Raw genomic sequence first — 24051 nt, 5'->3', positions numbered from 1 at the left:
TGGCCTGGGTAGCGTGGGGACATGGCTGATTCTGCGCTGCAGCAGCAACTAGACGAGGTGCGCGCCCTGCTGGCGCGCGCCCGAGAGTTGTTCGGCCCCAACCCCATAGAGCCGCCGACGGACATCGCACCCGATCCCGACAGCGCGAAGAGGTGGCTGCTTTAGGGCGTCGCGCGGTTTGAGCGGCCTAGCGGGCGCCGTCACGTCGGCGCAGCTTGTGCGCCAACAGCTTCTCGATGGCCGCATCGAGATCGTGCGGGGTGGGGACCTCCATCGACGGGGTATGGCCTGCCGCAAGGATTTCGTTGCGGACTTCGAGTAAAGCCTTGAGGCAGGACACGTCAGCCGTCAACAGGATGCCCTGGGCAAGCGTCTCGGCGTCGGTTTCCATCGCCTCTTCGCTCAGCGCGACGCTGTGCATATACCCGCCGCGGCAGGAGCGGACCAGGATGTGCCCGCTCGGGTGGACCGTGTCGAAGGCTGGATTGGCGTCCGTCATCGACCGCCGTCGATGAGGCCGCCGAAATCTCGTGCCGCGTCTTGCTCGTGCTGTTCCCACGCGGTCGCCGAGATGACCAATTTTTCGGCCATATCGGCGTGGTCGTCGGCTTGCTGTTCGTAGCACTGACGTCGGAGCTCGAGCAGATCGCGCCCGGCGTCGCGGAGTTCACCGAAGATGGGCCCCAGCGAGTCCAGGCTCTCCTGGATAGCCGCGTGCGACGACGGAACGGTGCGCAAGTAGTCGGAGGTCTCCTGGTGATGCGCGGCGGCTTCGCGTAAGTGCGCGGGCACCACACGGATTGGCTCGGACATCTGTTGTCTCCTCTTCCTGCGCCGCCGGGTAAGCCCGGCGAGATCACTATTCTCATGCGGTCGACGTGCCCGCCGGCCCGGTGGGTGTGGGTGTATGCGGCTCAGCCGGCGGGGCAGCGGGCGCGGTCGCCGCCGGTGGATGCTCCCAGCCTAGAAAGCTCGGCCCGTTCACGGAGGCGATGCGCTGAATCTGCCCGTCGAGAAGGGCCTTCTCGTGACCCAGCGCAAGCGCGTGGCGATCGGTGAGGATGCCGATATCGCCGGGTGCCGCTTGCGGCGGGTCGATGGGGTCGGTGACCGTCGTTCCGGGCGGCGGGATGGTAATTCCCTGCTGGTGGAAGGCATCCGCGATGGCCGTCCCGCCGACGGCGGCTTTGATCGCCGCGGCCAACTGGGGGCTGGCGGCCGTCACCGTGTCGCCGTCGGGCAGCGTCACCGTCGTCGGGCCCGCCGCGGGCGGATCGGGCTGGTCGACCGAGGCGTCCTCTTCGTGGGCCGCGTCCTCGGCTACGTCGCGACCCTCCGCTGCCGAATCGTGCGACCCGACCAAGCGCTCGTCGCCCGCGCCACGCAGCAAGGGGTCGGTTCGCCCGGCCTCGTCCAGGCCCGACAGCGGTAGACCACCCAGGCCGCCGAGGCCTGGCAGCGCTCCCGCGCCGAGACTCGGAATGGGCGGCAGCACCGGGGCCGCCGGTGCCGGCGGAGCCGCGCCGCCCCCAGCCGGGGTCGGCACCGGGGGATCGCCTGGGGGTGGGCCGGGGGCGTCCGTCAACACCGGATCCAGCAAGGGATCCCACCCGGCCTCCACGTCGTCGACCGGCTGTTGGGTTGTGCCGTCGGCGGGTGCGGCGACCGGGACGGCGGCCGCGGGCGGCCGATCCTCGGCGCCGTTCTTGGAGGCGTCGTAGAGCGATGTCCACGCGGCCATCAGCGCCGATTTCGACGTGTCGTCGAGACTCGCGTTCAGGACGACCGCCCGGATGTCCTTGAGCTTGCCGATGAGGAATCGCTGAAAATCCCGCGCCCCCGCCGGAGTATCGAGATCCGACCGGGTAAGGACCGCGGCTTCGGTCTCTCGCTGCAGCTTCGACAAGGCTTCCCTGCCCTCGACGGACTTCAGGTGTGCGTTCAAGATCGCGGTGATCACCTGCATGTCGAGCTGGGAGCTCGTCGAATTCTGGTGCGCCAGCGCGGCTTCGGCGCCGGCCATGGCTTCGGCGGCCTCGCCCTGTTCGCGGTCGGATTCGGGCGTGGGGCCGAAGATATCCGAATGTTGTTGGCGGATCTTGCGCACGATCGCCTCGAGTTGTTCGGGCCGCGTGGTGGGGGTGATCACCGCCGTCACCTCGTTCGGCGCCAAGCCCGCCTGCCACGCGTTCGGGTCGCCCGTGCGGTCCCGGACGGATTTGAGCGTGTTGATCAGGTCGTCATACGTCGACATCGGTGTCGCGGCCCCTCCATGCCGGGCGACAGTACCCAGGCATGTTCCCGTCGACAATTCACCCCGGCGCGCCTGTGCACGAACGGATAGACGCGCGATTGGGCTAGCCCGCAGGGACGACGTACTGGGCGCGCAAGCCATCCAGCACAGCCCTTTTCGCGCGGCCGAATTCGCGAGCATCGGCAATAACCGTCGCGATCTCGCGCTGCTTGTCCGCAAGGAAGCGACGGAATTCGCGCGCGCCCATCGGGGTATCGACGGCAAGGTGCGAGCGGCCGGTGGCGGCGCGGTCGATCTCGTCGGCGATGGCGTCGAGTCGCCTGAGGCTTTCGCGGGTCGCGGCATGGGCGCTGGCAAGGACTTCCGTCAGCACGCGGTCGGCGTCGGCGGCGGTGCCGTGCTGGCGGGCCAGCGCCGACTGCCGCGCCTGGATGGCGCTCATCGAAGGTCCGGATGGTTCCGACATCGATTCAACCTTTTCGTGTCATAGCGGGCGGCGAATCGCGATGTTGCTGCCCAGTGGGCTGATGCGCACCGATGCGCCCGAGTAGGGCGCTTCGACGACCAGATTGTTGCCGATGGCCATCTGCACGTGTCCGGCGTGGGGGAAGACGAGATCGCCGGGGCGGACCTGCGAGCGGGAGACCGGGATCCCGTCGTCGATCTGCTGATAGGTGGTGCGGCCCAGGTGAATGCCGGCCTGGGCGTAGGACCACTGGACCAACCCGGAACAGTCGAACTGGTGGGGCCCCGTCGCGCCCCAGACATACGGGCGCCCCAGCCGCGACAACGCCGCACGCACCGCGAGCGCCGCGCGGCCGCTCGTCGCCCCGGGCCCGCGATGGTGCGTCAACCGGTAACGCAACGCGCGCAGCGACGAGGAGTGCCGTCGCGCGTTCATGTGGGCCGACAGGACATGGGCCCGCTGCGCGCGCAGCCGCGCGACGCTGCGGCGCATCGCCTCGCGCTGGGCCATCGGCGTCGTCGGGGTGACCGCGGCGTCGGCGCGGGCCTCGTCGACGACGGATTTGGTCAGCGCGCCGGCCCGGGCCCGATCCCGGTGTGCGGCGGCGATGACGGCGGCGACCGCGGTGTCCGCTCGGGCCGCCGACAGCAGCCGTTGCCGGCCGCGTTCCGCAGCTAATTGGTAACCGCCTTGTGCCACAACGTGATTCAGGTCGGCGGCGCGAATCAAAGTTTCGCGGTAATGCTCGGTGCGGGCGTCCAGCGTCGGCTGGCGCGTTTCGCCGGCGAACAGTCCGTGCGCGCGGCTCAACACCTCGATTTCGTTCACGGTGTCTCCTCGCGGCCGGGCGCCTCGACCGCCTCGACGAAGGCGCGCACGCGGGGGAGGGCCCCCGGGGGGATCACTCCCAGGTTGCGGATGTCCCACATGTCGTCGGTGCCGACGCCGACCAGGGCCGCGATCACGGCCTCCGGCAGCGACGACGCCAGGCACGCCCGATCGAACCGGGCGCTCAGGCTGGCGGGCATCCGCTTCAGCAGGGCGGTGCGCGTCGCCTCGAGTGCCTGCAGGTGTTCCATGAGCCGCCCCGTCGGATCGGCGCCGGCGTTGACCGCCACGCGCCACGAACTGGCCGCCAGCATCTCCGCCTTCACGCACTGAGCGATCACAGACAGAATATACGTCTCATATTCGTTTGATGTCGTCGCCGGCAGCCGATCGATGACGGATTTGAGGGCGTCGAGTTGGGCTTCGGCGTAGCCTTCCAGCACTTCCGTGTCGCTATGGCGGTCGACGACCACCGCGCCGGCGGGCGTCGCGGACCTCGCGTCGACCGGCTGCGCGGCCATCAGCCGGGCCAACTCGGCGTCCGGATCGGCGGCTACCAGCAGGCGCGAGTAGGTGCCCGGCGGCAGGCCCAGCCCGTTTTCTACCTTCTGAACTGTGCTTTTGTGCGGCTTGCGGGCGCCGCGTTCGAGAAAACTGAGGCCCATGATGCTGACGCCGGTCGCGGCGGCGAGTTCTGCCAGCGACCAGTCGCGTGACTCGCGCAACGCGCGGATCGCGGCACCGGCCGATTCACGGCTCACCGCAGGCTCCGGCCATAGGCCGGATATTACACATGGCACCCGACGGTCCAGCGTGTATACGTTTTTGTCACGTTTCTCTTGCGCAGTCCGCCTGAACGTGTATACGCTTTTGCCTACGTTTCATTACTGACCCAAGGAGACCGGCCATGGGACACCCCTGCGCAGCCAACCCGGAATTGTGGTTCGGCTACCCCGACGACGACGGTGGTGACGGCGCGGCAAAGGCGCGCGCCTACGAGCGCTCCGCGACCGAGGCGAGGATCCAGTGCCTGCGCCGCTGCCCGCTGGCCCAGCAACGCCGCTGCGCCCAGCACGCCATCGCGCACCGCGAGGAGTACGGCGTCTGGGCCGGCGTCAAGCTGCCCGGCGGCCAGTACCGGAAGCGCGAACAGCTGGCCCGGGCGCACGACGTCCTGCGCCGGATCGCCGCCGGCGAAATCAACTCGCGGCAGCTGCCCGAGAACGCGGCCCTGCTCGCGCGTCACGAGCACGATGCGATGCCCGCCGCGGCGGTGGTGTTGCACCTGCCGATCGCGCAAGTGGGACCCCGTTCGGCCGCGTGACAGTTTGCTGACGCCGCCGACGGGGTAGTCGGGCTTGGCACGACCGAGTCTGCCGACCCGAAGGCGGATCCATGACATTCGACCTGACACCGACGGCCGCACAACACGATCTGGCCCGGCGCACCCACGAGTTCGCCGAGGAAGTCATCCGCCCGGTGGCGCTCCACTACGACCAGCGCCAGGAGTTTCCGTGGCCGGTGCTGGAGGAGGCGGCCCAGCGCGGTTTCTACAGCCCGCTGTTCTACCGCGACCTGATCGGTGACCCGACGGGTATCTCGCTGCCGATGTTCATGGAGGAGCTCTTTTGGGGCTGCGCCGGAATCGGTTTGGCGATCGTCATGCCGGCGCTCGCGCTGTCGGCGATCGGCCAGGCCGCGTCTCCCGAGCAGATGCTGGATTGGGCGCCCGAGTGCTTCGGCACGCCGGGCGACATCAAGCTCGCCGCCTTGGCGATCTCCGAACCCGAGGGCGGCAGCGACGTGCGCAACCTGCGCACCCGGGCGCGCCGCGACGGTGACGACTGGATCATCGACGGCCACAAGATGTGGATCGGCAACGGCGGCATCGCGAACGTGCACGTGGTGAACGCCGTCGTCGACGAGGAACTCGGGCATCGCGGGCAGGCGTTGTTCGTCGTTCCGGGCGGGACGCCGGGGCTGAAGTTGGTGCGAAAACTCGACAAGCTGGGCTGCCGGGCGTCCCACACCGCCGAGCTGCTGTTCGAAGGCGTGCGCGTGCCGGGAGCCAATTTGCTTGGGGGAGAAGAGAAGCTGGAACACAAGCTCGCGAAGGCGCGCGAGGTGGTGGCCGGCGGAAAACAGTCCGGCTCGGCGACGCTGGGCACCTTCGAGCAGACCCGCCCGATGGTGGCCGCGCAGGCGATCGGGATCGCCCGCGCCGCATTGGAGTACGCGACCGCATACGCCACCGAGCGCGAAGCTTTCGGCGGCCCGATCATAGACAACCAGGGCATCGCCTTTCCGCTGGCGGAACTGGCCACCCAGATCGACGCCGCCCGGCTGTTGACCTGGCGCGCCTCCTGGATGGCGGTCAACGGGGTGCCCTTCGAGCGCGGCGAGGGCTCGATGTCGAAACTCGCCGCCAGCGAGGTCGCCGTCAAGGCCACCGAACGCGCGATCCAGACGATGGGCGGCTGGGGCTACATCACCGACCACCCGGTGGAAAAATGGTATCGGGATGCCAAGCTGTACACCATCTTTGAGGGCACCAGCGAGATTCAGCGGATGGTCATCTCCAACGCGCTGGGCGCCGCCGTGGGCACCCCGCCGCTGCATGTGGTGATCCAACCGACCGGGGGACCGCTGAACCGGATCTTCGGCCGCGGCACCCCGCTGCGATCTCGCGCTGCCGAGACCGCGCTGTCCATGCAGGATCGCGTCCCCGAACCCGTCATGCGGCTGGCCATGAAGGTGCTGCGGCCGCCTGGCCGGTGAGGCCCCGAATGGGCGTAGCGTCGGGCCGGTGAGCAACCTCGAGACCGCACCCGCCGAAGTCGCCTGCGGCGCCTCACGGGTGCTCGGCGCCGAGCTGCTGTCTCCGCGCGAGGTTCCGCTGGGCGGGCCGAGAGGGATCCCGGTGCACCGCACGCTGCCGCAACGACAACGCTCGCTGATCGGGGCGTGGTGTTTCATCGACCACTACGGCCCGGTGCGCGCACGCATGGACGTCCCGCCGCACCCGCACACCGGATTGCAAACCGTCAGTTGGTTATTCAGCGGGAAAGTGGAGCACCGCGACAGCGCCGGCGTGCATGCCGTGGTCCGGCCCGGCGAGCTGAATCTGATGACGGCGGGCGCGGGCATTTGCCATTCCGAGGTGTCGATCGATTCGAACGCCGCATTGCATGGGGTGCAGCTGTGGGTGGCGCTCCCGGGATCGGACCGCGACACCGGCCGCGATTTCGCGCACTATGCGCCCGCGCCCGTGGCGCTGCCCGGCGCGACGGCACGCGTCTTTCTCGGGGAGCTGGCCGGTGGCCGGTCGCCGGTGCACACGTTCAGCCCACTCGTCGGCGCACAGATCGATCTGCGGCCCGGCGCGGAACTGGACATCGACGTCGACCCGGCGTTCGAACTCGGCGTGCTGTGCGATCTCGGGCCCGTCGCGATGGGCGAGACCACCCTGGCCGTCGCCGACCTCGGATACCAAAGCGCGGGCAATTCGTCGTTGCGGCTACGCAATCCGGGCGACCGGCCGGCGCGGGTGATGCTGCTGGGCGGGACGCCGTTCACCGAAGAGCTCGTGATGTGGTGGAACTTCGTCGGGCGCAGTCACGACGACATCGTGGGCTACCGCCGGCTCTGGCAGGACGCCGACGACCGGTTCGGCGCCGTCACCAGCTACCGGGGTTCGGTCGCCCGACTACCGGCCCCGCCGCTGCCGAGCGCTCGGTTGCGGCCCAGACCGATACCGCAAGGAAAGGAGAACACATGACCGCCGACAAGACCGGCGCACCAACCACCGTCACCGCCGAGGAGGGTCGGTACACCATTGCCGTCGACGGCAAGACCGTCGGCCTGGCCGACTTCGCCGACCGCGGCGATCAGCGCGTCTTCCACCACACCGAGATCGACCCCGCATACGGCGGGCGCGGCCTGGCGACCATCCTCGTCGAGGAAGCGCTGCGGGGCGCGCGGGCCGACGGCAAGCGCATAGTCCCGGTGTGTTCCATGGTCGTCACGGTGCTCAAGAAGCATCCCGAATACGACGACATCACCGATCCCGTCACGCCCGACGTGCGGGGTTAAGCGCGGCCGGTCCGCTCCCGGTGCTTGCAGCCGGGCCAGCAGCACGGCCGGCGCATCCCTTCCTCCAATTCCTCCTGGGTTCGGCGAATGCGGCGCTTGCGGGTCGCCTCCTGTTTGGCGTCCTCGACCCAGCAGATGAACTCGTTGCGCGCCAACGGGGTGATGTCCTTCCAGGCCGCCAGCGCGGTGGCGTTGGCGCTCAGCGCCGCACGCAGGTCTGCCGGCAGCGTGTGCACCACGCCGCCCGGTACTCGCTTGCTGCTCACGGGGCTAGGGTAAGGCGACCCGGCTACAGGAGGCACCCATGAGCGATCACGAAGTGCGGATGATCGTCTTGTCGACCGACGACCTTGACGAATCGATTCGGTTCTACAGCGAGACCCTGGGGATGCCGGTGAAGTTCCGCGACGGAGCCCACTTCGCCGCCCTGGACGGCGGGGCCGTCACCCTGGCGCTGGCAACCGCCGTCGACCATCCCATCCCCGGGCAGGTGGTCGTCGGCATCAAGACCGCCGACGTCGACGCCGCGGCGAAGGCCGTCGAGGCCAGCGGCGGCGGCATCGTGAAGGGCCCGTATGACGACGCCCACGAGCGGCGCGCCGTGGTCTACGACAACAAGGGCAACGGCCTGGTCTTCTACAGCCCGCTGGCCCGCTGAACGAGTGTTAGCGTCGTCGGTGTGACCCTCAACGACATCGCCCTGACGACGCTCGACGGCAAGCCCACCACCCTGGCCGAATTGTCCGGCAGCGCAACGCTAATCGTGAACGTAGCCTCCAAGTGTGGGCTGACTCCGCAGTACACCGCGTTGGAGAAGCTGGCCCGGGACTACCGCGGCCGTGGCCTGACCGTGGTCGGCGTCCCGTGCAACCAGTTCATGGGCCAGGAGCCGGGCAGCGCCGAAGAGATCCAGGAGTTCTGCTCGACGACGTACGGGGTGACCTTCCCCCTGCTCGCCAAGACCGACGTCAACGGCGAGGACCGCCATCCGCTGTACGCCGAGCTGACCAAGGCCGTCGATTCCGACGGCTCGGCGGGCGACATTCAGTGGAACTTCGAGAAGTTTCTCCTCGCCCCCGACGGCGAGGTCGTCAATCGGTTCCGTCCCCGCACGGAACCCGACGCGCCCGAGGTGCTCGACGCCATCGAGGCCGTGCTGTCGCGCTAGTCGGCGCCGACCAAAACGCAAAGGTCACGCCCTCTTTCGAGTTCGTGACCTTTCTCTAACCACTCTTGGTGGGCGAAGGGGGACTTGAACCCCCACGTCCCGAAGGACACTGGCACCTGAAGCCAGCGCGTCTGCCATTCCGCCACTCGCCCGGGAAATCAACCGATGGACCATATCACTTTAATAGCCGTGCGCCCCAATCGCCGCCGCGGTCCCGGGCCGTCGTTCCCATCTGCCGACCGCCCCGCCACACGGCTCTGAGCTGGACGTATTCGATTCTCGGAATTCCCACGGTGCCGCGGCCTGCCGGTGTCCCGATACCATGCGGGGGTGATACAACACGCGGGCGGCCCGTTTGCCTCGCGCCCGCGACACACCACGACAGCAGCGGGCGAGCGCTGAAACATGAGTAGCCAACGGGGGCTCGTGCAACGCATCGAGCGCAAGCTCGAGGCGACCGTGGACAACGCGTTCGCCCGCGTGTTCGGCGGATCGATCGTCCCGCAAGAGGTTGAAGCGCTACTGCGCCGGGAAGCCGAGGGCGGTGTCCGCGCGCTTCAGGGCGATCGTCTTTTGGCCCCCAACGAATACATCATTACCCTCGGTATGCACGACTTTGCGAAGGTCGGCGCCGACCGGAATCCCACGTCGAGCGCTTTCGCGAGGTACTTGGCCGACTATATCTATGAACAGGGGTGGCAAACGTATGGTGATGTGGTCGTCCGGTTCGAGCAGTCGTCGAGCCTGCATACCGGTCAGTACCGCACCCGCGGTGCTGTCAATCCTGATGTCGAGCCCCGCCCGACCGTCATCCATCCGCCCCGGCCACAATCAATTCACGCGTTCGGCGCAGAACGAGGAGTAGCAGCAATGACTGACAATTCGAGCTACCGCGGTGGTCAGGGGCAGGGGCGGCCCGGCGACGAGTACTACGACGACCGCTATGGGCGCCCGCAGGACGAGCAGCGCGGCCCGGAGCCGCAGGGCGGACCCGATCCGCGTGGTGGCTATCCACCCGAGCAGGGTGGCTACCCGCCGCAGGGCGGATACCCGCCGCCCCGTCCGCCGGAGCAGGGCGGCTACCCCCCACCGGGCGGCTACCAAGACCAGCGCGGCGGCTACCCCGAGCAAGCCGGCTATCCGGAGCAGGGCGGCTACCCGCCAGCAGGCGGCTACCCCGAGCAGGGCGGCTACCAAGAACAGCGCGGTGGCTACCACCCCGAGCAGGGCGGCTACCCCGCGCAGGGGGGCTACCCCGAGCAGGGCGGCTACCAAGGTCAGGCCGGCTACCCCGACCAAGGGCAGGGCGGCGGCTACCCGCCGTCGTACGAGCAGCGTCCGCCCGCCCCCGGCGGCGGCTACGGCGGGCAAGGCTACGACCAGGGCTACCGCCAGGGTGGCGGCTACGGCCCGCCCGGCGGCGGCCAGCCCGGCGGTGGCCAGCAGGGCTACGGAGGTGGGTACGGCGAATACGGTCGCGGCCCCGCTCGTCCGGAGGAGGGCGGCTATGCGCCGCCGGCCCCGCAGGGCGCGCCCGAGCAGCAGCGCCCGGCCTATCCCGACCAGGGCGGCGGATACGAGCAGGGCTACCAGCAGGGCGGGGGATACGGCGGTCAGCAGGAGTACGGCGCGGGCGACTACACCCAATACGCCGAGAGCGTTCCGGGCGGTGGCTATGCACCGCAGGGCGGCGGATACCCCGAGACGCAACACCGCGACTACGAGTACGGCCAGGCCCCGGAGTACGGCCAGCCGGCCGACTACGGCGCGGCGGACTACGGGCAGCCGGCGGGCGCGGGCTACGGCGGTTACGGCCAGGGCGGCTATGGGGCCGCCGGCACGGCCGTGACCCTGCAGCTCGACGACGGCAGCGGCCGGACCTACCAGCTGCGCGAGGGCTCCAACATCATCGGCCGCGGCCAGGACGCCCAGTTCCGGTTGCCGGACACCGGGGTGTCGCGGCGCCACCTGGAGATCCGCTGGGACGGGCAGGTCGCGCTCCTGTCCGACCTCAACTCGACGAACGGCACCACCGTCAACAACGCGCCGGTACAGGAGTGGCAGCTGGCCGACGGCGACGTCATCCGTCTGGGCCACTCGGAGATCATCGTTCGCATCCACTAGACGCACCGGGCTCAAAGCTGCGTGCTTCGCCCCCCGGCGACGGCCGCCCAAGTATCGTGACGTTGCTGATGTGCTCGGTGTCACGGGCGCGACGAGGGGTGCGGCGCCAGGACGGAAAGGACGCCAGATGCAGGGACTAGTACTGCAGCTGACGCGTGCCGGATTTTTAATGTTGTTATGGGTATTCATCTGGTCCGTGTTGCGGATCCTGCGGACCGACATCTACGCGCCGACGGGGGCTGTCATGGTGCGTCGCGGTTTGGCGTTGCGCGGCACCCTGTTGCCCGCACGCCAGCGCCGCACCGCCGCACGCTATCTGGTGGTGACCGAGGGGGCCTTGATGGGGGCTCGTATCACTCTGAGCGGGCAGCCGGTGTTGATCGGCCGCGCTGACGACTCCACCCTGGTGCTCACCGACGACTACGCCTCGACGCGGCACGCCCGGCTGTCTCAGCGCGGCTCCGAATGGTACGTCGAGGATCTAGGATCGACCAACGGCACTTACCTTGACAGGGCGAAGGTGACGACTGCGGTAAGGGTTCCCATCGGAACGCCGATTCGGATCGGCAAAACGGCGATTGAGTTGCGCCCGTGAGCCTGGTCCTGCGATATGCCGCCCGCAGCGACCGCGGCCTGGTACGCGCCAACAACGAAGATTCTGTCTACGCCGGAGCCCGGCTGCTGGCCCTGGCCGACGGCATGGGCGGTCACGCGGCCGGTGAGGTGGCCTCGCAGCTGGTGATCGCCGCGCTGGCCCACCTCGATGACGACGAGCCCGGCGGCGACCTGCTGGCCAAGCTCGACTCCGCGGTGCGATCGGGCAATGCGGCGATCGCCGCGCAGGTCGAGATGGAACCCGACCTCGAGGGGATGGGCACCACACTTACCGCAATTCTGTTTGACGGCAACCGGATTGGGCTGGTGCACATCGGCGACTCGCGTGGCTACCTGATGCGCGACGGCGAGCTGGTCCAGATCACCAAGGACGACACGTTCGTGCAAACCCTGGTCGACGAGGGGCGCATCACCCGGGAAGAGGCCCACAGCCACCCCCAGCGATCGCTGATCATGCGGGCGCTGACGGGCCACGAGGTCGAGCCCACGCTGACCATGCGCGAGGCGCGCGCCGGCGATCGCTACCTGCTGTGCTCCGACGGACTGTCCGACCCGGTCAGCGACGAGACCATCCACGAGGCACTGCAGATCCCCGACGTTGCCGAAAGTGCTTACCGCCTGATCGAATTGGCGCTGCGGGGCGGCGGACCGGACAACGTCACCGTGGTGGTCGCCGACGTCGTCGACTACGACTACGGACAAACCCAGCCGATTCTGGCCGGCGCGGTATCCGGTGACGACGACCAGCTGACCACCCTGCCGAACACCTCCGCCGGGCGCGCGTCGGCCATCAGGCCGCGCGACGAGGTCGCCAAACGCGTTCCGGCACAGGAGGAACCGGCGCGGCGCCAACGATGGTCACGACGACGGATGGCCATCGTCGTCACGCTTATGGTGCTGCTGATCCTTGCGGGCCTGGGCATCGGCCGGGCCATCATCCGCAGCAACTACTACGTCGCCGAATACAACGGCATGGTGTCGATCCTGCGGGGCATCCAAGGATCGCTGCTGGGCATGTCCCTGCACGAGCCCTATTTGATCGGCTGTCTCAACGCCCGCAACGAGCTGTCGTTGATCAGTTTCGGTCAGAGCGGCGGTCATTTGGACTGCCGCCTCATGCAACTGCAGGATTTGCGCCCGCCGGAACGCGCGCAGGTTCAGGCCGGTTTGCCGGCCGGAACCCTGGATAACGCCATCGGACAGTTGCGTGAGTTGTCGGCCGGCTCCCTGCTACCACCCTGCCCGCCGCCCCGCGCCACCTCGCCGCCGGGACCGCAGGCCCCGACGACCACGGGCACCACCACAGAGCCGAATCCCACTGCGCCCCCTACCACTTCGAGCGGCACCCCGCCCACCGGCGCCACCTCGACCAGCGTCCCCGCCAGCACCGCGCCCGCGACCACGTCGCCCACCACTTCCCAGACGGTGACCGCACTCCCGCCGCCTCCACCTAAGCCGGGCATCGACTGCCGGGCGGTGGCATGACCACACAACAACTCCAGCCGGTCGCGGTCACCCCTCCGCTGCCCACTCGGCGCAACGCCGAACTGCTGTTGTTGTGCTTCGCCGGGCTGATCACCGTTGCCGCGCTGCTCATCGTCCAGGCAAACCAGGATCGCGACCTGCACTGGAACCTGGTGACTTACGGGCTCATCTTCCTGGTCATGTTCGGCAGCGCGCACTTGGCCATCCGTCGCTTCGCCCCCTACACCGACCCGCTGCTGCTGCCAATTGTGGCTCTGCTCAACGGGCTTGGCCTGGTGATGATTCACCGGCTCGACCTCGTCAACAACGAGTTGAGTGGGCGCCGGCACCCCAGCGCCACCCAACAGCTGCTATGGACCGTGGTCGGCGTGGCCGCCTTCGCTTTGGTGATCACGTTCTTGAAGGACCATCGGCAGCTCGCCCGCTACGGCTACATCTGCGGGGCGGCGGGCCTGATCTTCTTGGCGATTCCCGCGGTGCTACCGGCGTCCCTGTCCGAACAGAGCGGCGCCAAGATCTGGATTCGCTTGCCCGGCTTCTCAATTCAGCCAGCCGAGTTTTCCAAGATCCTGCTGCTGATCTTCTTCTCGGCGGTGCTGATCGCCAAGCGGGGTCTGTTCACCAGCGTCGGCAAGCATTTCATGGGACTGACCCTGCCCCGGCCACGCGACCTCGCGCCGCTGCTGGCGGCCTGGGTGATCTCGATCGGCGTGATGGTTTTCGAAAAAGACCTCGGCACTTCGCTATTGCTCTACGCATCGTTTCTGGTGGTGGTCTATCTCGCGACCCAGCGCCTCAGTTGGGTCGTCATCGGACTGGTGCTCTTCGCCGCGGCGAGCGTTGTCGCGTACTTCCTGTTCGCGCACGTCCGCGTCCGGGTACAGATGTGGTGGGACCCGTTCTCCGATCCCGACGGCAGCGGCTATCAGCTCGTGCAGGCGATGTTCAGCTTTGCCACCGGCGGCATCTTCGGCACCGGGCTGGGTAACGGCCAACCCGACACGGTGCCGGCGGCGTCGACGGACTTCATCATGGCCGCGTTCGGCGAGGAGCTCGGACTCGTGGGCCTGGCGGCCCTGCTCATGCTGTACACGATCGTCATCGTCCGCGGCCTGCGCACCGCGATCGCGACGCGCGAAAGCTTCGGCAAGCTGCTGGCCGCGGGTTTGGCGTCGACGCTGGCCATCCAGCTGTTCATCGTCGTCGGCGGCGTGACGCGGCTGATTCCGCTGACCGGGCTGACCACACCGTGGATGTCCTACGGCGGGTCGTCGCTGTTGGCGAACTACATCCTGCTGGCGATCCTGGCGCGCATCTCGCACAGCGCCCGACGACCCCTGCGTACCCGCGCCCGCAACGCGTCGCCGATCGCGGCGGCCGGCACCGAGGTGATCGAGCGGGTATGAACGCCTCTCTCCGCCGGATCTCGGTGACCGTGATGGCGTTGGTCGTGCTGCTGCTGCTCAACGCCACGATGACGCAGGTCTTCGCCGCCGACGGGCTGCGTGCCGACCCGCGCAACCAGCGAGTGCTGCTCGACGAGTATTCGCGGCAACGCGGCCAGATCATCGCGGGCAGCCAGCTGCTGGCGTACTCCGTGGCCACCGACAGCCGCTTCCGTTTCCTGCGGGTGTATCCCGACCCCGCGGTGTACGCGCCCGTCACCGGCTTCTACTCGCTGCGCTACTCCAGCACGGGCCTGGAACGAACCGAGGATCCGGTGCTGAACGGGTCCGACGAGCGGCTGTTCGGGCGCCGGTTGGCCGACTTCTTCACCGGTCGCGACCCGCGGGGCGGCAGCGTCGACACCACCATCGTTCCGCGGGTCCAGCAAGCGGGTTGGAATGCCATGCAACAGGGCTGCGGCGGGCCGTGCAAGGGCGCCGTCGTCGCGCTGGAGCCGTCCACCGGCAAGATTCTGGCCATGGTGTCCTCGCCGTCCTATGACCCCAACCTGCTGGCGTCGCACGATTCCCAGGTGCAATCGCAGGCGTGGCAGCGGCTTCGTGACGACCCCGAGAACCCGATGACCAATCGCGCCATCTCCGAGACCTACCCACCGGGTTCGACGTTCAAGGTCGTCACCACCGCGGCGGCGTTGCAGGCCGGGGCGACGGAAACCGAGCAGCTGACCGCGGCGTCGTCAATTCCGCTGCCCGGCAGCACCGCCACCCTGGAGAACTACGGCGGCACCCCGTGCGGCAACGAGCCGACCGTGTCGCTCAGCCAGGCGTTCGCGCTGTCCTGCAACACCGCGTTCGTCCAGCTGGGCATCCTCACCGGGGCCGACGCGCTGCGCAGCATGGCGCACTCCTTCGGGCTGGACGCCACGCCCGGCGTCATTCCTCTTCAGGTCGCCGAATCCACCATCGGCATCATTCCCGACGCCGCCGCGCTCGGGATGTCCAGCATCGGCCAGAAGGACGTCGCGCTCACGCCCCTCGAGAACGCAGAGATCGCCGCGACCATCGCGAACGGCGGGGTGACGATGCAGCCCTACCTGATCGATAGCCTCAAGGGACCGGACCTTTCCAACATCAGCACCACCGCGCCGTATCAACAGCGCCGCGCGGTGTCGCCGCAGGTCGCCGCTAAGCTAACAGAGCTGATGGTCGGCGCCGAGAAGGTCGCACAGCAGAAAGGGGCGATTCCCGGCGTGCAGATTGCATCCAAGACGGGTACCGCTGAGCATGGCACCGACCCGCGTAACACTCCGCCGCACGCGTGGTACATCGCGTTCGCGCCCGCGAAGACGCCGAAGGTTGCCGTGGCGGTGCTGGTGGAGAACGGCGGCGACCGCCTGTCCGCGACCGGAGGCGCGCTCGCCGCACCGATCGGCCGGGCGGTGATCGAGGCCGCGCTACAGGGAGGACCATGAGCCCGCGAGTTGGTGTGACGCTGTCTGGCCGGTACCGCCTGCAGCGCCTCATCGCCACCGGTGGCATGGGCCAGGTGTGGGAGGCGGTCGACAGCCGGCTGGGCCGGCGCGTCGCGGTCAAGGTACTCAAGCAGGAGTTCTCCCAGGACCCCGAGTTCATCGAACGGTTCCGCGCCGAGGCGCGCACCACGGCGATGCTGAATCACCCCGGAATCGCCCAGGTCCACGACTACGGCGAGAGCCAGCTGGACGGGGAGGGCCGCACCGCCTACCTGGTGATGGAGCTGGTCAACGGCGAGCCGCTGAACTCGGTTCTCAAACGCACCGGACGGCTGTCGTTACGGCACGCGCTCGACATGCTCGAGCAGACCGGCCGCGCCCTTCAGGTCGCGCACGCCGCCGGCCTGGTGCACCGCGACGTCAAGCCGGGCAACATCTTGATCACCCCGACCGGCCAGGTGAAGATCACAGACTTCGGTATCGCCAAGGCGGTCGACGCGGCCCCGGTGACCCAGACCGGGATGGTGATGGGCACCGCCCAATACATCGCGCCCGAGCAGGCGCTGGGCCACGACGCGACCCCCGCCAGCGACGTCTACTCGCTGGGAGTCGTTGGCTACGAGGTGGTTTCGGGCAAGCGCCCGTTCACCGGCGACGGCGCGCTGACGGTGGCGATGAAGCACATCAAGGAGCCTCCGCCGCCGCTGCCCGCCGAGCTGCCGCCCAACGTGCGGGAACTCATCGAGATCACCCTCGTCAAGAACCCCCAGATGCGCTACCGCAGCGGGGGACCGTTCGCCGACGCCGTCGCCGCCGTCCGGGCCGGTCGCCGTCCGCCGCGGCCGAGCCAGTCACCGCCCCCCGGCCGCGCCTCGCCGGCCGCCATTCCGTCGAGCCCGCACACCCGGTCCGCCGCCGTCGGGCCCAGCCGCGCCGCGGCGCCCCGTCGCTCCGGGCCGTCGACCGGGCGTTCACGGCCCCCGGCGCGGCGCACGTTCTCGTCGGGTCAGCGCGCGCTGCTGTGGGCCGCCGGCGTGCTGGGGGCGCTGGCCATCTTGATCGCGGTGATCATCGTCATCAACTCCCGCACCGAAAACCAGCAGCCGGCGCCCCCGACGGTCACCGACACCGGAACGCCACCGGCGACGGCGCCCCCGGCGAGCAAGACGCCCAGCGGATCCGCGCCGCGTCTACGCCTGGATTGGACGGATCCCCGGACCATAGGTAATCCTGGACTTCAGAGCAGGCCGCATGGACATGACTGGGTTCCCCCCTCTGGACCCAGCACATTGCCGGCCCTTGATGAGACACCACAATGACCACCCCGCAGCACCTGTCCGACCGTTATGAGCTCGGCGAGATCCTCGGTTTCGGGGGCATGTCTGAAGTTCATCTGGCCCGCGACGTCCGCTTGCACCGCGACGTCGCGGTGAAGGTGCTGCGCGCCGATCTGGCCCGTGATCCCAGTTTCTACCTGCGCTTCCGGCGTGAGGCGCAAAACGCCGCGGCGCTGAACCACCCGTCCATCGTCGCGGTGTACGACACCGGTGAGGCGGAAACACCCACCGGCCCGCTGCCCTACATCGTGATGGAGTACGTCGACGGCGTCACCCTGCGCGACATCGTGCACACCGACGGCCCGCTGCCGCCCCGGCGCGCCATCGAGATCATCGCCGACGCCTGTCAGGCGCTGAACTTCAGCCACCAGAACGGCATCATCCACCGCGACGTCAAGCCGGCGAACATCATGATCAGCAGCACCAACGCGGTGAAGGTGATGGACTTCGGCATCGCGCGTGCCATCGCCGACAGCGGCAACAGCGTCACCCAGACCGCGGCCGTGATCGGGACTGCCCAATATCTGTCACCCGAACAGGCCCGCGGGGAGTCCGTCGACGCCCGCTCGGATGTCTATTCGCTAGGCTGCGTCCTCTACGAAATCCTCACCGGCGAACCGCCTTTCACGGGTGACTCACCCGTCGCGGTCGCGTACCAGCATGTCCGCGAGGATCCGGTGCCGCCGTCGAAGCGGCACGAGGGCATCTCCGCCGACCTTGACGCGGTCGTGCTCAAGGCGCTGGCCAAGAACCCGGAGAACCGCTATCAGACGGCGGCGGAGATGCGCGCCGACTTGGTGCGGGTGCACAACGGTGAGCCACCCGAGGCGCCCAAGGTGTTCACCGACGCCGAGCGCAGCTCGTTCCTGTCCTCGACGGGCCCCGGTCACGGGCCGCGCACCGACCCGCTGCCGCGCCAGGCCCTCGACGACACCGACCGCGATCGCGGCGGTTCCATCGGCCGCTGGGTCGTCGCGGTCGCCGTGCTGGCGGTGCTGACCATCGTCGTGGTCATCGCCTTCAACACGTTCGGTGGCAGCACCCGTGATGTCCAGGTGCCCGACATGCGCGGGCAGGTGTCCGCCGATGCCATTGCCGCACTGCAAAACCGGGGCTTCAAGACGCGCACCCTGCAGAAGCCCGACTCGACGGTTCCGCCCGACCACGTCATCGGCACCGACCCCGCCGCCAACGCGTCGGTGAGCGCCGGCGACGAGATCACCATCAACGTGTCCACCGGCCCCGAGCAGCGCGAGGTCCCCGACGTCTCCTCGCTGAGCTACGGCGACGCGGTCAGCAAGCTGAAGTCCGCCGGATTCAGCAAGTTCAAGCAGGCGAACTCCCCGTCGACCCCCGAGCTGCTGGGCAAGGTCATCGGGACCAACCCGCCGGCCAACCAGACGTCGGCGATCACGAACGTGATCACCGTCATCGTCGGCTCCGGGCCGGAGAACAAGCAGGTCCCCGACGTCGCCGGTCAGACCGTCGACGTCGCGCAGAAGAACCTGACGGTCTATGGCTTCACGAAAGTCACCCAGGCGCAGGTGGACAGCCCCCGGCCGGCCGGTGAGGTGATCGGCACGAATCCGCCCAAGGGCCAGATGGTTCCGGTGGACTCGATCATCGAGATTCAGGTGTCCAAGGGCAACCAGTTCCTGATGCCCGACCTGACCGGCATGTTCTGGACGGACGCCGAACCGCGGTTGCGCGCGCTGGGCTGGACGGGGGGGCTGGACAAGGGGCCCGACGTCGACGCCGGCGGGGCCCAGTCGCACCGGGTCGTCTACCAGAACCCGCCGGCCGGGGCCGGGTGCAATCGGGACGGGATCATCACGCTGAAGTTCGGCCAGTAGCCGCCGGCGGGTTGTTCTCCGCGTCCGGGAAATAGGGCCGGACCGCGGCCCGAACCTCGTTTTCCAGGCGGCGCACCAGCATGTCGTCGTGCGTCCAGCCGCAGTAGCCAAGCCAGTTCGCCAGCATGCGGTGCCCGCCCTCGGTGAGGATCGACTCCGGATGGAACTGGACACCGTGGATCGGCAACTCGGTGTGGCGCACACCCATGATCACGCCGCTGCGGGTGCGGGCCGTCACCTCCAGCACCGCGGGCAGCGATTCGGGCAGGATCGTCAGCGAGTGGTACCGGGTCGCCGTGAACGGATCCGGAAGCCCCTGCAGCACACCAACATTGGTGTGAAATACGTTGCTCGTCTTGCCGTGCAACAACTCCGGCGCGCGGTCCACGGTGGCACCGAAAGCGACGCCGATCGCCTGATGTCCGAGGCAGACCCCCAGCAGCGGGGTGCGCTGCTCGGCGCACGCGCGAACCAGGCCGATCGACGCGCCCGCGCGTTCCGGGGTACCCGGTCCCGGGCTGAGCAGCACGCCGTCGAACTGCGCCGCAACGGCCGTCTGGTCGGAGAGGCGGGCGTCGTCGTTGCGCCAGACGTCGGCCTCGACGCCAAGCTGGCCGAGGTACTGCACCAGGTTGAACACGAAGCTGTCGTAGTTGTCGACGACCAGGATCCGCATCGTGTCAGGGTACCGTCCGGTTCAGTAGCCCACCGGGCCCGCCGGCTGCGCGAAGTGCGTCCGGACCGGTTCGGAATGGCCGGCAATCCGCACGTCGGACTTGACCTCTTCGCGATAGCCGAGGCCGAACCGGACCACGTACTGCTTATAGAGGGTGACCAGGGGAGCGGCGGCCAGGGCGGCCTGCATGGCCGCCGCGTCGCCGATCGCGGTGATCGTGTAGGGCGGGCTGTAGGTGCGGCCGTTGAGCAGCAGCGTGTTACCCACGCAGCGCGGCACCGAGGTCGCGATGATCCGCTGGTCTTGCATCTGGATCGCCTCCGCGCCGGCGCTCCACAACGCGTTCAGGACGGCCTGGATGTCCTGCTGGTGCACGACCAGGTCGTCGGGTGATGCGTCGCGGGGGAAGCGGCCGTTGGCGTCGCGCTGTGCGTCCTGGAGGGTCACGACCAGACCCGGCCCGTGCACCGGGTCCAGTCCCGCCTCGCCGGCCAGCTCCGCGGAACGTCGCAGCATCGCCTTGAGCGCGGTGTCCGTCGACCGGCCGTGAGCGGAGTCGATCTTGTTGGCCAGCTCGTCGCGCTGGGCCCGGAGCCGATCGACCGACGACTGCGCCTCGCGCACCAGGTCGACCAAGCGCGGTGCATCGCTGCGGCGGATCTCGGCGCCGCCGGACACCCCGTGCGTGGCGGCGAGCAGCAACCCGGCCAGCACGCACACCAGCGGGACCCCGAAGCGCCATGGTGAGCGGCGCGTGTCAATCATCGAGTCTCCATTTCCTGGTCCCCATGCCAGGTGAGTTAGTCTCGTAGCCGAGCTATGCGTGCAGCTGCCATCGTTATCGTCGCATCCCGTCCCGTTGTTCAGGTAATGCCGAGGTATTCAAATGCCCAAGTCGAAGGTCCGTAAGAAGAACGACTTCACCGTCAGCGCGGTCAGCCGCACACCGGTGAAAGTGAAGGTCGGACCGTCCAGCGTGTGGTTCGTTTGTCTGTTTGTCGGCCTCATGTTGATCGGGCTGGTCTGGCTGATGGTGTTCCAATTGGCCGCGGTCGGAAGCCAGGCGCCGGCCGCTCTGAACTGGATGGCGCAACTCGGCCCGTGGAACTACGCCATCGCGTTCGCTTTCATGATCACCGGGTTGTTGCTCACGATGCGCTGGCACTGACCAACCCCATCGAGGTAATGAATTCATCTTGGGGTGTTGCTGTAACTGGCTCAGCAACGTCGAGACCAACCAATCACACGCGTGTGATTTATCCCCACTGTTGATAGCGCTTGTGGATAAGCGCGTTGGCAGTGGTGGGAGGGGTTAGGCGGCCCATGCAGCAAACAGAATGGGCGCCGCCTGCGGCCGGAATCGCAGGTTGCGGGGCCGTCGGGGTTTTGATGGCTATCGCTTGTGTGACCCTGGTCACAGACCCGCCCGGCCGCATTCTGACCGGGATTGCCGCGGCGGGGTTGATCTTGTTTGCGGGCATGACGTGGCGTGCGCGCCCGAAGCTGGCAATTATCCCGGGCGGCCTGGCGCTGCGCGGCTGGTTCCGGACGCAGGTATTGCGGCACTCCGATATCAAGATCATCCGGATCACCGAGTTCCGCCGTCACGCGCGCACCGTCCGGTTGCTCGAGGTCGAAACGGTCAACGGCGGGCTGGTGATCTTGTCCCGCTGGGACCTCGGGACCGACCCGTTGAAGGTGCTCGACGCGCTGACGGACGCCGGCTACGCGGGTGGTAACCGGCGCTGAGCGGGCGCTGCCCTTAGGAGATCGTTATCGACTCGATGACGACGGCCTCGGTCGGGCGGTCGTTGCCGTCGGTGGCGGTCGTCGCGATCGCGTCGACCACCTTTTGCGAATCGGGGTCGGTCACTTCGCCGAAGATCGTGTGGCGCCGGTTCAAATGCGGCGTCTGGGCGACTGTGATGAAGAACTGCGAACCGTTGGTACCCGGGCCCGCGTTCGCCATTGCCAGCAGGTAGGGCTTGTCGAACTGCAGCTCGGGGTGGAACTCGTCGGCGAACTTGTAGCCCGGACCACCGCGTCCGGTACCGGTCGGGTCGCCGCCCTGGATCATGAAGCCCCTGATCACTCTGTGAAAGACCGCACCGTCGTAGAACGGGCCCGACGGGCCACCCGAGGCGTTCTGGGTGGAGTACTCCTTGGTGCCCTGTGCCAGGCCGACGAAGTTGGCGACGGTCTTGGGCGCGTGGTTTCCGAACAGGGCAACCTTGATGTCTCCGCGGTTGGTGTGCAGCGTTGCGGTGGCGGTCTGAATGGGGCTGTTAGTCACGGGGCTAGAGTCTGCCATTACGCGCGGCCTCGCACGCACCCGGTACCGAAACCCCGGGCGCGCACAACGGGGCCGGGCGTGGCCCATCGATGGAAGTCTGATGAGGCATCCCACGAGCGGACAGAAGGGCGGCAGATGAGCGCGAAGACGGAAACCCGGCTGACCCCGCGGGAGCGATTGGCCCGCGGGCTGACCTACTCGGCGGTGGGACCGGTCGATGTCACCCGCGGTGTCGTCGGGCTGAGTGTCCACGGCGCGCAGTCGACCGCTTCGGGTCTTCGTCGCCGTTACCGCGAGGGTCGGCTCGCGCGCGAAATCGCCGCGGCCCAAGAGACACTCGCGCTGGGGGCACCTCCCGCTCGCGGGGGAGAGCTGGCCGCCGCCCAAGAGGTGGTCTCGGGCCTGCCCCAGGCGCTGCAGGAGGCGCGCCGAGCCCGGCGCCGCAGGCCGCGGCCTTGGGTGATCGCCGGGGCCGCCGTCGTGGTCGTGGCCGGCGGCGCGGTCGTGTTCAGCGTCGTGCGGCGCTCGATGCGTGCCGCCGAGGAGCCGTCTCCCCTGCCGCCGAGCGTGGACGTGCAGCCGCGTCCGTAATCAGCTGACGGCCAACCGCAGGCTTTTGCGGCGCCGGACCAGGATGCTGGGCAGCCAGTCGCCGACGTCGATCGCGTCGATCCAGTCGGTGCGCTCCAATAGTTTGCGCAAGACGATCTGGGCTTCGAGGCGGGCCAGTGCGGCGCCCACGCAAAAGTGCACGCCCTTGCCGAATGCCAGATGGCCCTTGGCGCCGGCGCGATCGAGGCGGAATTCGTTCGGCGCGTCGAAGTGCGCCGGATCGCGGTTGGCCGCTCCCCACATCAGCAGCAAATGGGAATCGGCCGGTACCTCGACCCCGGCCAGCGTGGTGTCGCGCCACACGTGCCGGTAATGGCCGCGGAACGGCGACTCGAGGCGCAACGTCTCCTCGATGAAAGCGCTTAGCAGCTCCGGCTTTTCGCGGAGCCGCCGCTGGATCGCGGGACGATCGGCGAGAATCCACGCGGCGCTGCCCAGCAGCGACGCCGTCGATTCTCCGGCGGCGCTGAAGAGCGTCATCATGATGCCCATTGCCGGTAATTGGTCGAGTTCGCCTGACGCACAGCGTGCCGCCAGGTCGGCGATCAGGCCGAATTCACCGCTGTCGCTGGCCTTTTCGAAATGTTCCGTGACATACCCGGACAGTTCCAGCGCAGCCGCGAACGCCCCTTCGAGTTGTTCAGAGGTGACGATCCCGTCGAGCAGCGTGGTGGTGGCGTAGCCGAGTCGAATGAGTTTGTCGACGTCGTCCTCCGGCAACCCCAGCAGCCGGGCGACCACCATCATCGGCAGCCGGTTGGCGATGGCGCTCATCCATTCGATCTGGCCGTTGTCGAGGCTCTGCTCCCACAACCGGTCGGCGGTGGCGGCGGCGAACTCCTCGATGATGCGCACCCGCTTGGCCGACAAATGCGGCAACAGGATCTTGCGATGCGCCGCGTGCGCCGGATCGTCGGCGGTGGCCAGCGCGTGGGCGGCGCCTCCCGCCGGCCCCATGTCGAACGGAGTAACGGTGCCGTCCTCCTGGAAAACCAGGGTGGCGGTGAGGTTTGACGAGAAGTCGTCCACGCGCTCGACCGCCTCCTGCACCGCGTCCCAGCCGCATACGGCGTAGAAGACGGACTCGCCGATGCGCTGCACCGGAGCTTCGCCACGCATGCGCTCATACAGCGAGTACGGATCTTGTAGGGCCTCGGCGCCGAGGAGCTCGATCGGTTTGTCCAGGACGGGCATACGTAAAGGCTCGACGGGGCGACCTGCGGCGTCAACGGGCCAGGACGATGTTGAGGGGCGCCTGCGCCCGGCGCCGGCCGGGGCTGACCGCGCCCACCCTCCGCCAGCAGCGCATTAGCCTGAGAAATCTGCATGGAAAATTCTCACCGTGAGAGAAGTATTTCTGCGGGCCGCGA

Annotated in this window: 28 protein-coding genes and 1 tRNA gene; 17 read left to right on the top strand and 12 right to left on the bottom strand. The window is 68.3% G+C overall.

Annotated features, from left to right (window positions below):
- The first annotated feature begins 21 nt into the window (after positions 1–21).
- Positions 22–165, top strand: a complete 144-nt coding sequence (locus AC5Y2S_RS04505; RefSeq protein ID WP_169924623.1) for a hypothetical protein — start codon at positions 22–24, stop codon at positions 163–165.
- 22 nt (positions 166–187) lie between these two features.
- Here the strand turns inward: AC5Y2S_RS04505 and AC5Y2S_RS04500 are convergent, their stop codons facing one another.
- From AC5Y2S_RS04500 to AC5Y2S_RS04475, 6 genes are all read right to left on the bottom strand, one after another.
- Complete coding sequence (locus AC5Y2S_RS04500; RefSeq protein ID WP_067007347.1) at positions 188–499, bottom strand: DUF2694 family protein; 312 nt, start codon at positions 497–499, stop codon at positions 188–190.
- Positions 496–813, bottom strand: coding sequence for an ESX-1 secretion-associated protein (locus AC5Y2S_RS04495; protein WP_499905497.1), 318 nt, complete (start codon positions 811–813; stop codon positions 496–498). Before AC5Y2S_RS04495 ends, AC5Y2S_RS04500 begins: the two co-directional genes overlap by 4 nt.
- A gap of 52 nt (positions 814–865) precedes the next feature.
- Complete coding sequence (locus tag AC5Y2S_RS04490; RefSeq protein ID WP_499954064.1) at positions 866–2254, bottom strand: DUF4226 domain-containing protein; 1389 nt, start codon at positions 2252–2254, stop codon at positions 866–868.
- Positions 2255–2357: 103 nt separating this feature from the next.
- Positions 2358–2720 carry a DUF4226 domain-containing protein gene (locus AC5Y2S_RS04485; protein WP_499954062.1) on the bottom strand — a complete coding sequence of 121 codons (363 nt, stop codon included), beginning with the start codon at positions 2718–2720 and terminating at the stop codon, positions 2358–2360.
- A gap of 18 nt (positions 2721–2738) precedes the next feature.
- Positions 2739–3548 (bottom strand): C40 family peptidase, encoded by an 810-nt coding sequence (locus tag AC5Y2S_RS04480; protein WP_499954060.1) that lies wholly within the window; start codon positions 3546–3548, stop codon positions 2739–2741.
- The gene (locus AC5Y2S_RS04475; protein WP_499954058.1) at positions 3545–4309 is read right to left on the bottom strand and encodes a helix-turn-helix domain-containing protein; all 765 of its coding nucleotides are present in this window, start codon (positions 4307–4309) and stop codon (positions 3545–3547) included. Before AC5Y2S_RS04475 ends, AC5Y2S_RS04480 begins: the two co-directional genes overlap by 4 nt.
- 146 nt (positions 4310–4455) lie before the next feature.
- Here AC5Y2S_RS04475 and AC5Y2S_RS04470 point away from each other — a divergent pair, with 146 nt between their 5' ends.
- From AC5Y2S_RS04470 to AC5Y2S_RS04455, 4 genes are all read left to right on the top strand, one after another.
- Positions 4456–4872: a WhiB family transcriptional regulator gene (locus tag AC5Y2S_RS04470; RefSeq protein WP_499905487.1), complete on the top strand. Its 417-nt coding sequence runs from the start codon at positions 4456–4458 to the stop codon at positions 4870–4872.
- A 71-nt stretch (positions 4873–4943) separates the two neighbouring features.
- Entirely contained in the window at positions 4944–6326 is a 1383-nt protein-coding gene (locus AC5Y2S_RS04465; protein ID WP_499954056.1) for an acyl-CoA dehydrogenase family protein, read from the top strand.
- A 28-nt stretch (positions 6327–6354) separates the two neighbouring features.
- Entirely contained in the window at positions 6355–7326 is a 972-nt protein-coding gene (locus AC5Y2S_RS04460) for a pirin family protein (protein WP_499954054.1), read from the top strand.
- Positions 7323–7640 carry a GNAT family N-acetyltransferase gene (locus AC5Y2S_RS04455; RefSeq protein WP_499954052.1) on the top strand — a complete coding sequence of 106 codons (318 nt, stop codon included), beginning with the start codon at positions 7323–7325 and terminating at the stop codon, positions 7638–7640. Before AC5Y2S_RS04460 ends, AC5Y2S_RS04455 begins: the two co-directional genes overlap by 4 nt.
- Here the strand turns inward: AC5Y2S_RS04455 and AC5Y2S_RS04450 are convergent.
- Positions 7637–7906 carry a YdeI/OmpD-associated family protein gene (locus tag AC5Y2S_RS04450; protein WP_499954050.1) on the bottom strand — a complete coding sequence of 90 codons (270 nt, stop codon included), beginning with the start codon at positions 7904–7906 and terminating at the stop codon, positions 7637–7639. The genes AC5Y2S_RS04455 and AC5Y2S_RS04450 overlap by 4 nt on opposite strands.
- A gap of 38 nt (positions 7907–7944) precedes the next feature.
- On the opposite strand from AC5Y2S_RS04450, the gene AC5Y2S_RS04445 reads away from it, so the two are divergent.
- Positions 7945–8298, top strand: a complete 354-nt coding sequence (locus tag AC5Y2S_RS04445) for a VOC family protein (protein WP_499954048.1) — start codon at positions 7945–7947, stop codon at positions 8296–8298.
- Positions 8299–8319: 21 nt separating this feature from the next.
- Positions 8320–8808 carry a glutathione peroxidase gene (locus AC5Y2S_RS04440; protein WP_499954046.1) on the top strand — a complete coding sequence of 163 codons (489 nt, stop codon included), beginning with the start codon at positions 8320–8322 and terminating at the stop codon, positions 8806–8808.
- Positions 8809–8874: 66 nt separating this feature from the next.
- On the opposite strand, the gene AC5Y2S_RS04435 is transcribed toward AC5Y2S_RS04440, so the two are convergent.
- Positions 8875–8960 (bottom strand) — tRNA-Leu (locus AC5Y2S_RS04435).
- A gap of 253 nt (positions 8961–9213) precedes the next feature.
- On the opposite strand from AC5Y2S_RS04435, the gene AC5Y2S_RS04430 reads away from it, so the two are divergent.
- The 7 genes from AC5Y2S_RS04430 to pknB all read left to right on the top strand — a co-directional run bounded on the left by AC5Y2S_RS04430 (position 9214) and on the right by pknB (position 19100).
- Positions 9214–10932 carry an FHA domain-containing protein gene (locus AC5Y2S_RS04430; protein WP_499954045.1) on the top strand — a complete coding sequence of 573 codons (1719 nt, stop codon included), beginning with the start codon at positions 9214–9216 and terminating at the stop codon, positions 10930–10932.
- 127 nt (positions 10933–11059) lie between these two features.
- A complete protein-coding gene (locus AC5Y2S_RS04425) occupies positions 11060–11527 on the top strand; it encodes an FHA domain-containing protein FhaB/FipA (protein WP_067007303.1) in 468 nt (155 codons plus the stop codon).
- A complete protein-coding gene (locus AC5Y2S_RS04420; protein WP_499954043.1) occupies positions 11524–13032 on the top strand; it encodes a PP2C family protein-serine/threonine phosphatase in 1509 nt (502 codons plus the stop codon). The genes AC5Y2S_RS04425 and AC5Y2S_RS04420 overlap by 4 nt, the downstream gene beginning before the upstream one ends.
- Positions 13029–14438, top strand: coding sequence for an FtsW/RodA/SpoVE family cell cycle protein (locus AC5Y2S_RS04415; RefSeq protein ID WP_499954042.1), 1410 nt, complete (start codon positions 13029–13031; stop codon positions 14436–14438). Before AC5Y2S_RS04420 ends, AC5Y2S_RS04415 begins: the two co-directional genes overlap by 4 nt.
- Positions 14435–15910: a D,D-transpeptidase PbpA gene (gene pbpA, locus AC5Y2S_RS04410; protein ID WP_499954040.1), complete on the top strand. Its 1476-nt coding sequence runs from the start codon at positions 14435–14437 to the stop codon at positions 15908–15910. Before AC5Y2S_RS04415 ends, pbpA begins: the two co-directional genes overlap by 4 nt.
- Positions 15907–17229: a serine/threonine-protein kinase gene (locus AC5Y2S_RS04405; protein ID WP_499954038.1), complete on the top strand. Its 1323-nt coding sequence runs from the start codon at positions 15907–15909 to the stop codon at positions 17227–17229. Before pbpA ends, AC5Y2S_RS04405 begins: the two co-directional genes overlap by 4 nt.
- Positions 17226–19100: a Stk1 family PASTA domain-containing Ser/Thr kinase gene (gene pknB, locus AC5Y2S_RS04400; protein WP_499954036.1), complete on the top strand. Its 1875-nt coding sequence runs from the start codon at positions 17226–17228 to the stop codon at positions 19098–19100. Before AC5Y2S_RS04405 ends, pknB begins: the two co-directional genes overlap by 4 nt.
- Here the strand turns inward: pknB and AC5Y2S_RS04395 are convergent.
- Positions 19078–19776 (bottom strand): aminodeoxychorismate/anthranilate synthase component II, encoded by a 699-nt coding sequence (locus AC5Y2S_RS04395; protein WP_499954034.1) that lies wholly within the window; start codon positions 19774–19776, stop codon positions 19078–19080. The genes pknB and AC5Y2S_RS04395 overlap by 23 nt on opposite strands.
- Positions 19777–19797: 21 nt before the next feature.
- The gene (locus tag AC5Y2S_RS04390; RefSeq protein WP_499954032.1) at positions 19798–20541 is read right to left on the bottom strand and encodes a DUF881 domain-containing protein; all 744 of its coding nucleotides are present in this window, start codon (positions 20539–20541) and stop codon (positions 19798–19800) included.
- A 121-nt stretch (positions 20542–20662) separates the two neighbouring features.
- Between AC5Y2S_RS04390 and crgA the strand changes: the two genes are divergently transcribed.
- Together crgA and AC5Y2S_RS04380 are read left to right on the top strand one after the other, a co-directional pair.
- Complete coding sequence (gene crgA / locus AC5Y2S_RS04385) at positions 20663–20944, top strand: cell division protein CrgA (protein WP_066917062.1); 282 nt, start codon at positions 20663–20665, stop codon at positions 20942–20944.
- 155 nt (positions 20945–21099) lie between these two features.
- Positions 21100–21525, top strand: coding sequence for a PH domain-containing protein (locus AC5Y2S_RS04380; RefSeq protein ID WP_499954030.1), 426 nt, complete (start codon positions 21100–21102; stop codon positions 21523–21525).
- Positions 21526–21538: 13 nt separating this feature from the next.
- On the opposite strand, the gene AC5Y2S_RS04375 is transcribed toward AC5Y2S_RS04380, so the two are convergent.
- Positions 21539–22087 carry a peptidylprolyl isomerase gene (locus AC5Y2S_RS04375; protein WP_066941158.1) on the bottom strand — a complete coding sequence of 183 codons (549 nt, stop codon included), beginning with the start codon at positions 22085–22087 and terminating at the stop codon, positions 21539–21541.
- A gap of 117 nt (positions 22088–22204) precedes the next feature.
- Here AC5Y2S_RS04375 and cwsA point away from each other — a divergent pair, with 117 nt between their 5' ends.
- Positions 22205–22660, top strand: coding sequence for a cell wall synthesis protein CwsA (cwsA, locus tag AC5Y2S_RS04370; protein WP_499954028.1), 456 nt, complete (start codon positions 22205–22207; stop codon positions 22658–22660).
- Here the strand turns inward: cwsA and AC5Y2S_RS04365 are convergent, their stop codons facing one another.
- Positions 22661–23875: a cytochrome P450 gene (locus tag AC5Y2S_RS04365; protein ID WP_499954026.1), complete on the bottom strand. Its 1215-nt coding sequence runs from the start codon at positions 23873–23875 to the stop codon at positions 22661–22663.
- Positions 23876–24051 lie beyond the last annotated feature (176 nt).

The organism is Mycobacterium sp. NGS69, assembly GCF_059812165.1.
The sequence above is the reverse complement of the archived record's forward strand: the minus strand, read 5'-3'. Positions and strand labels throughout refer to the sequence as shown.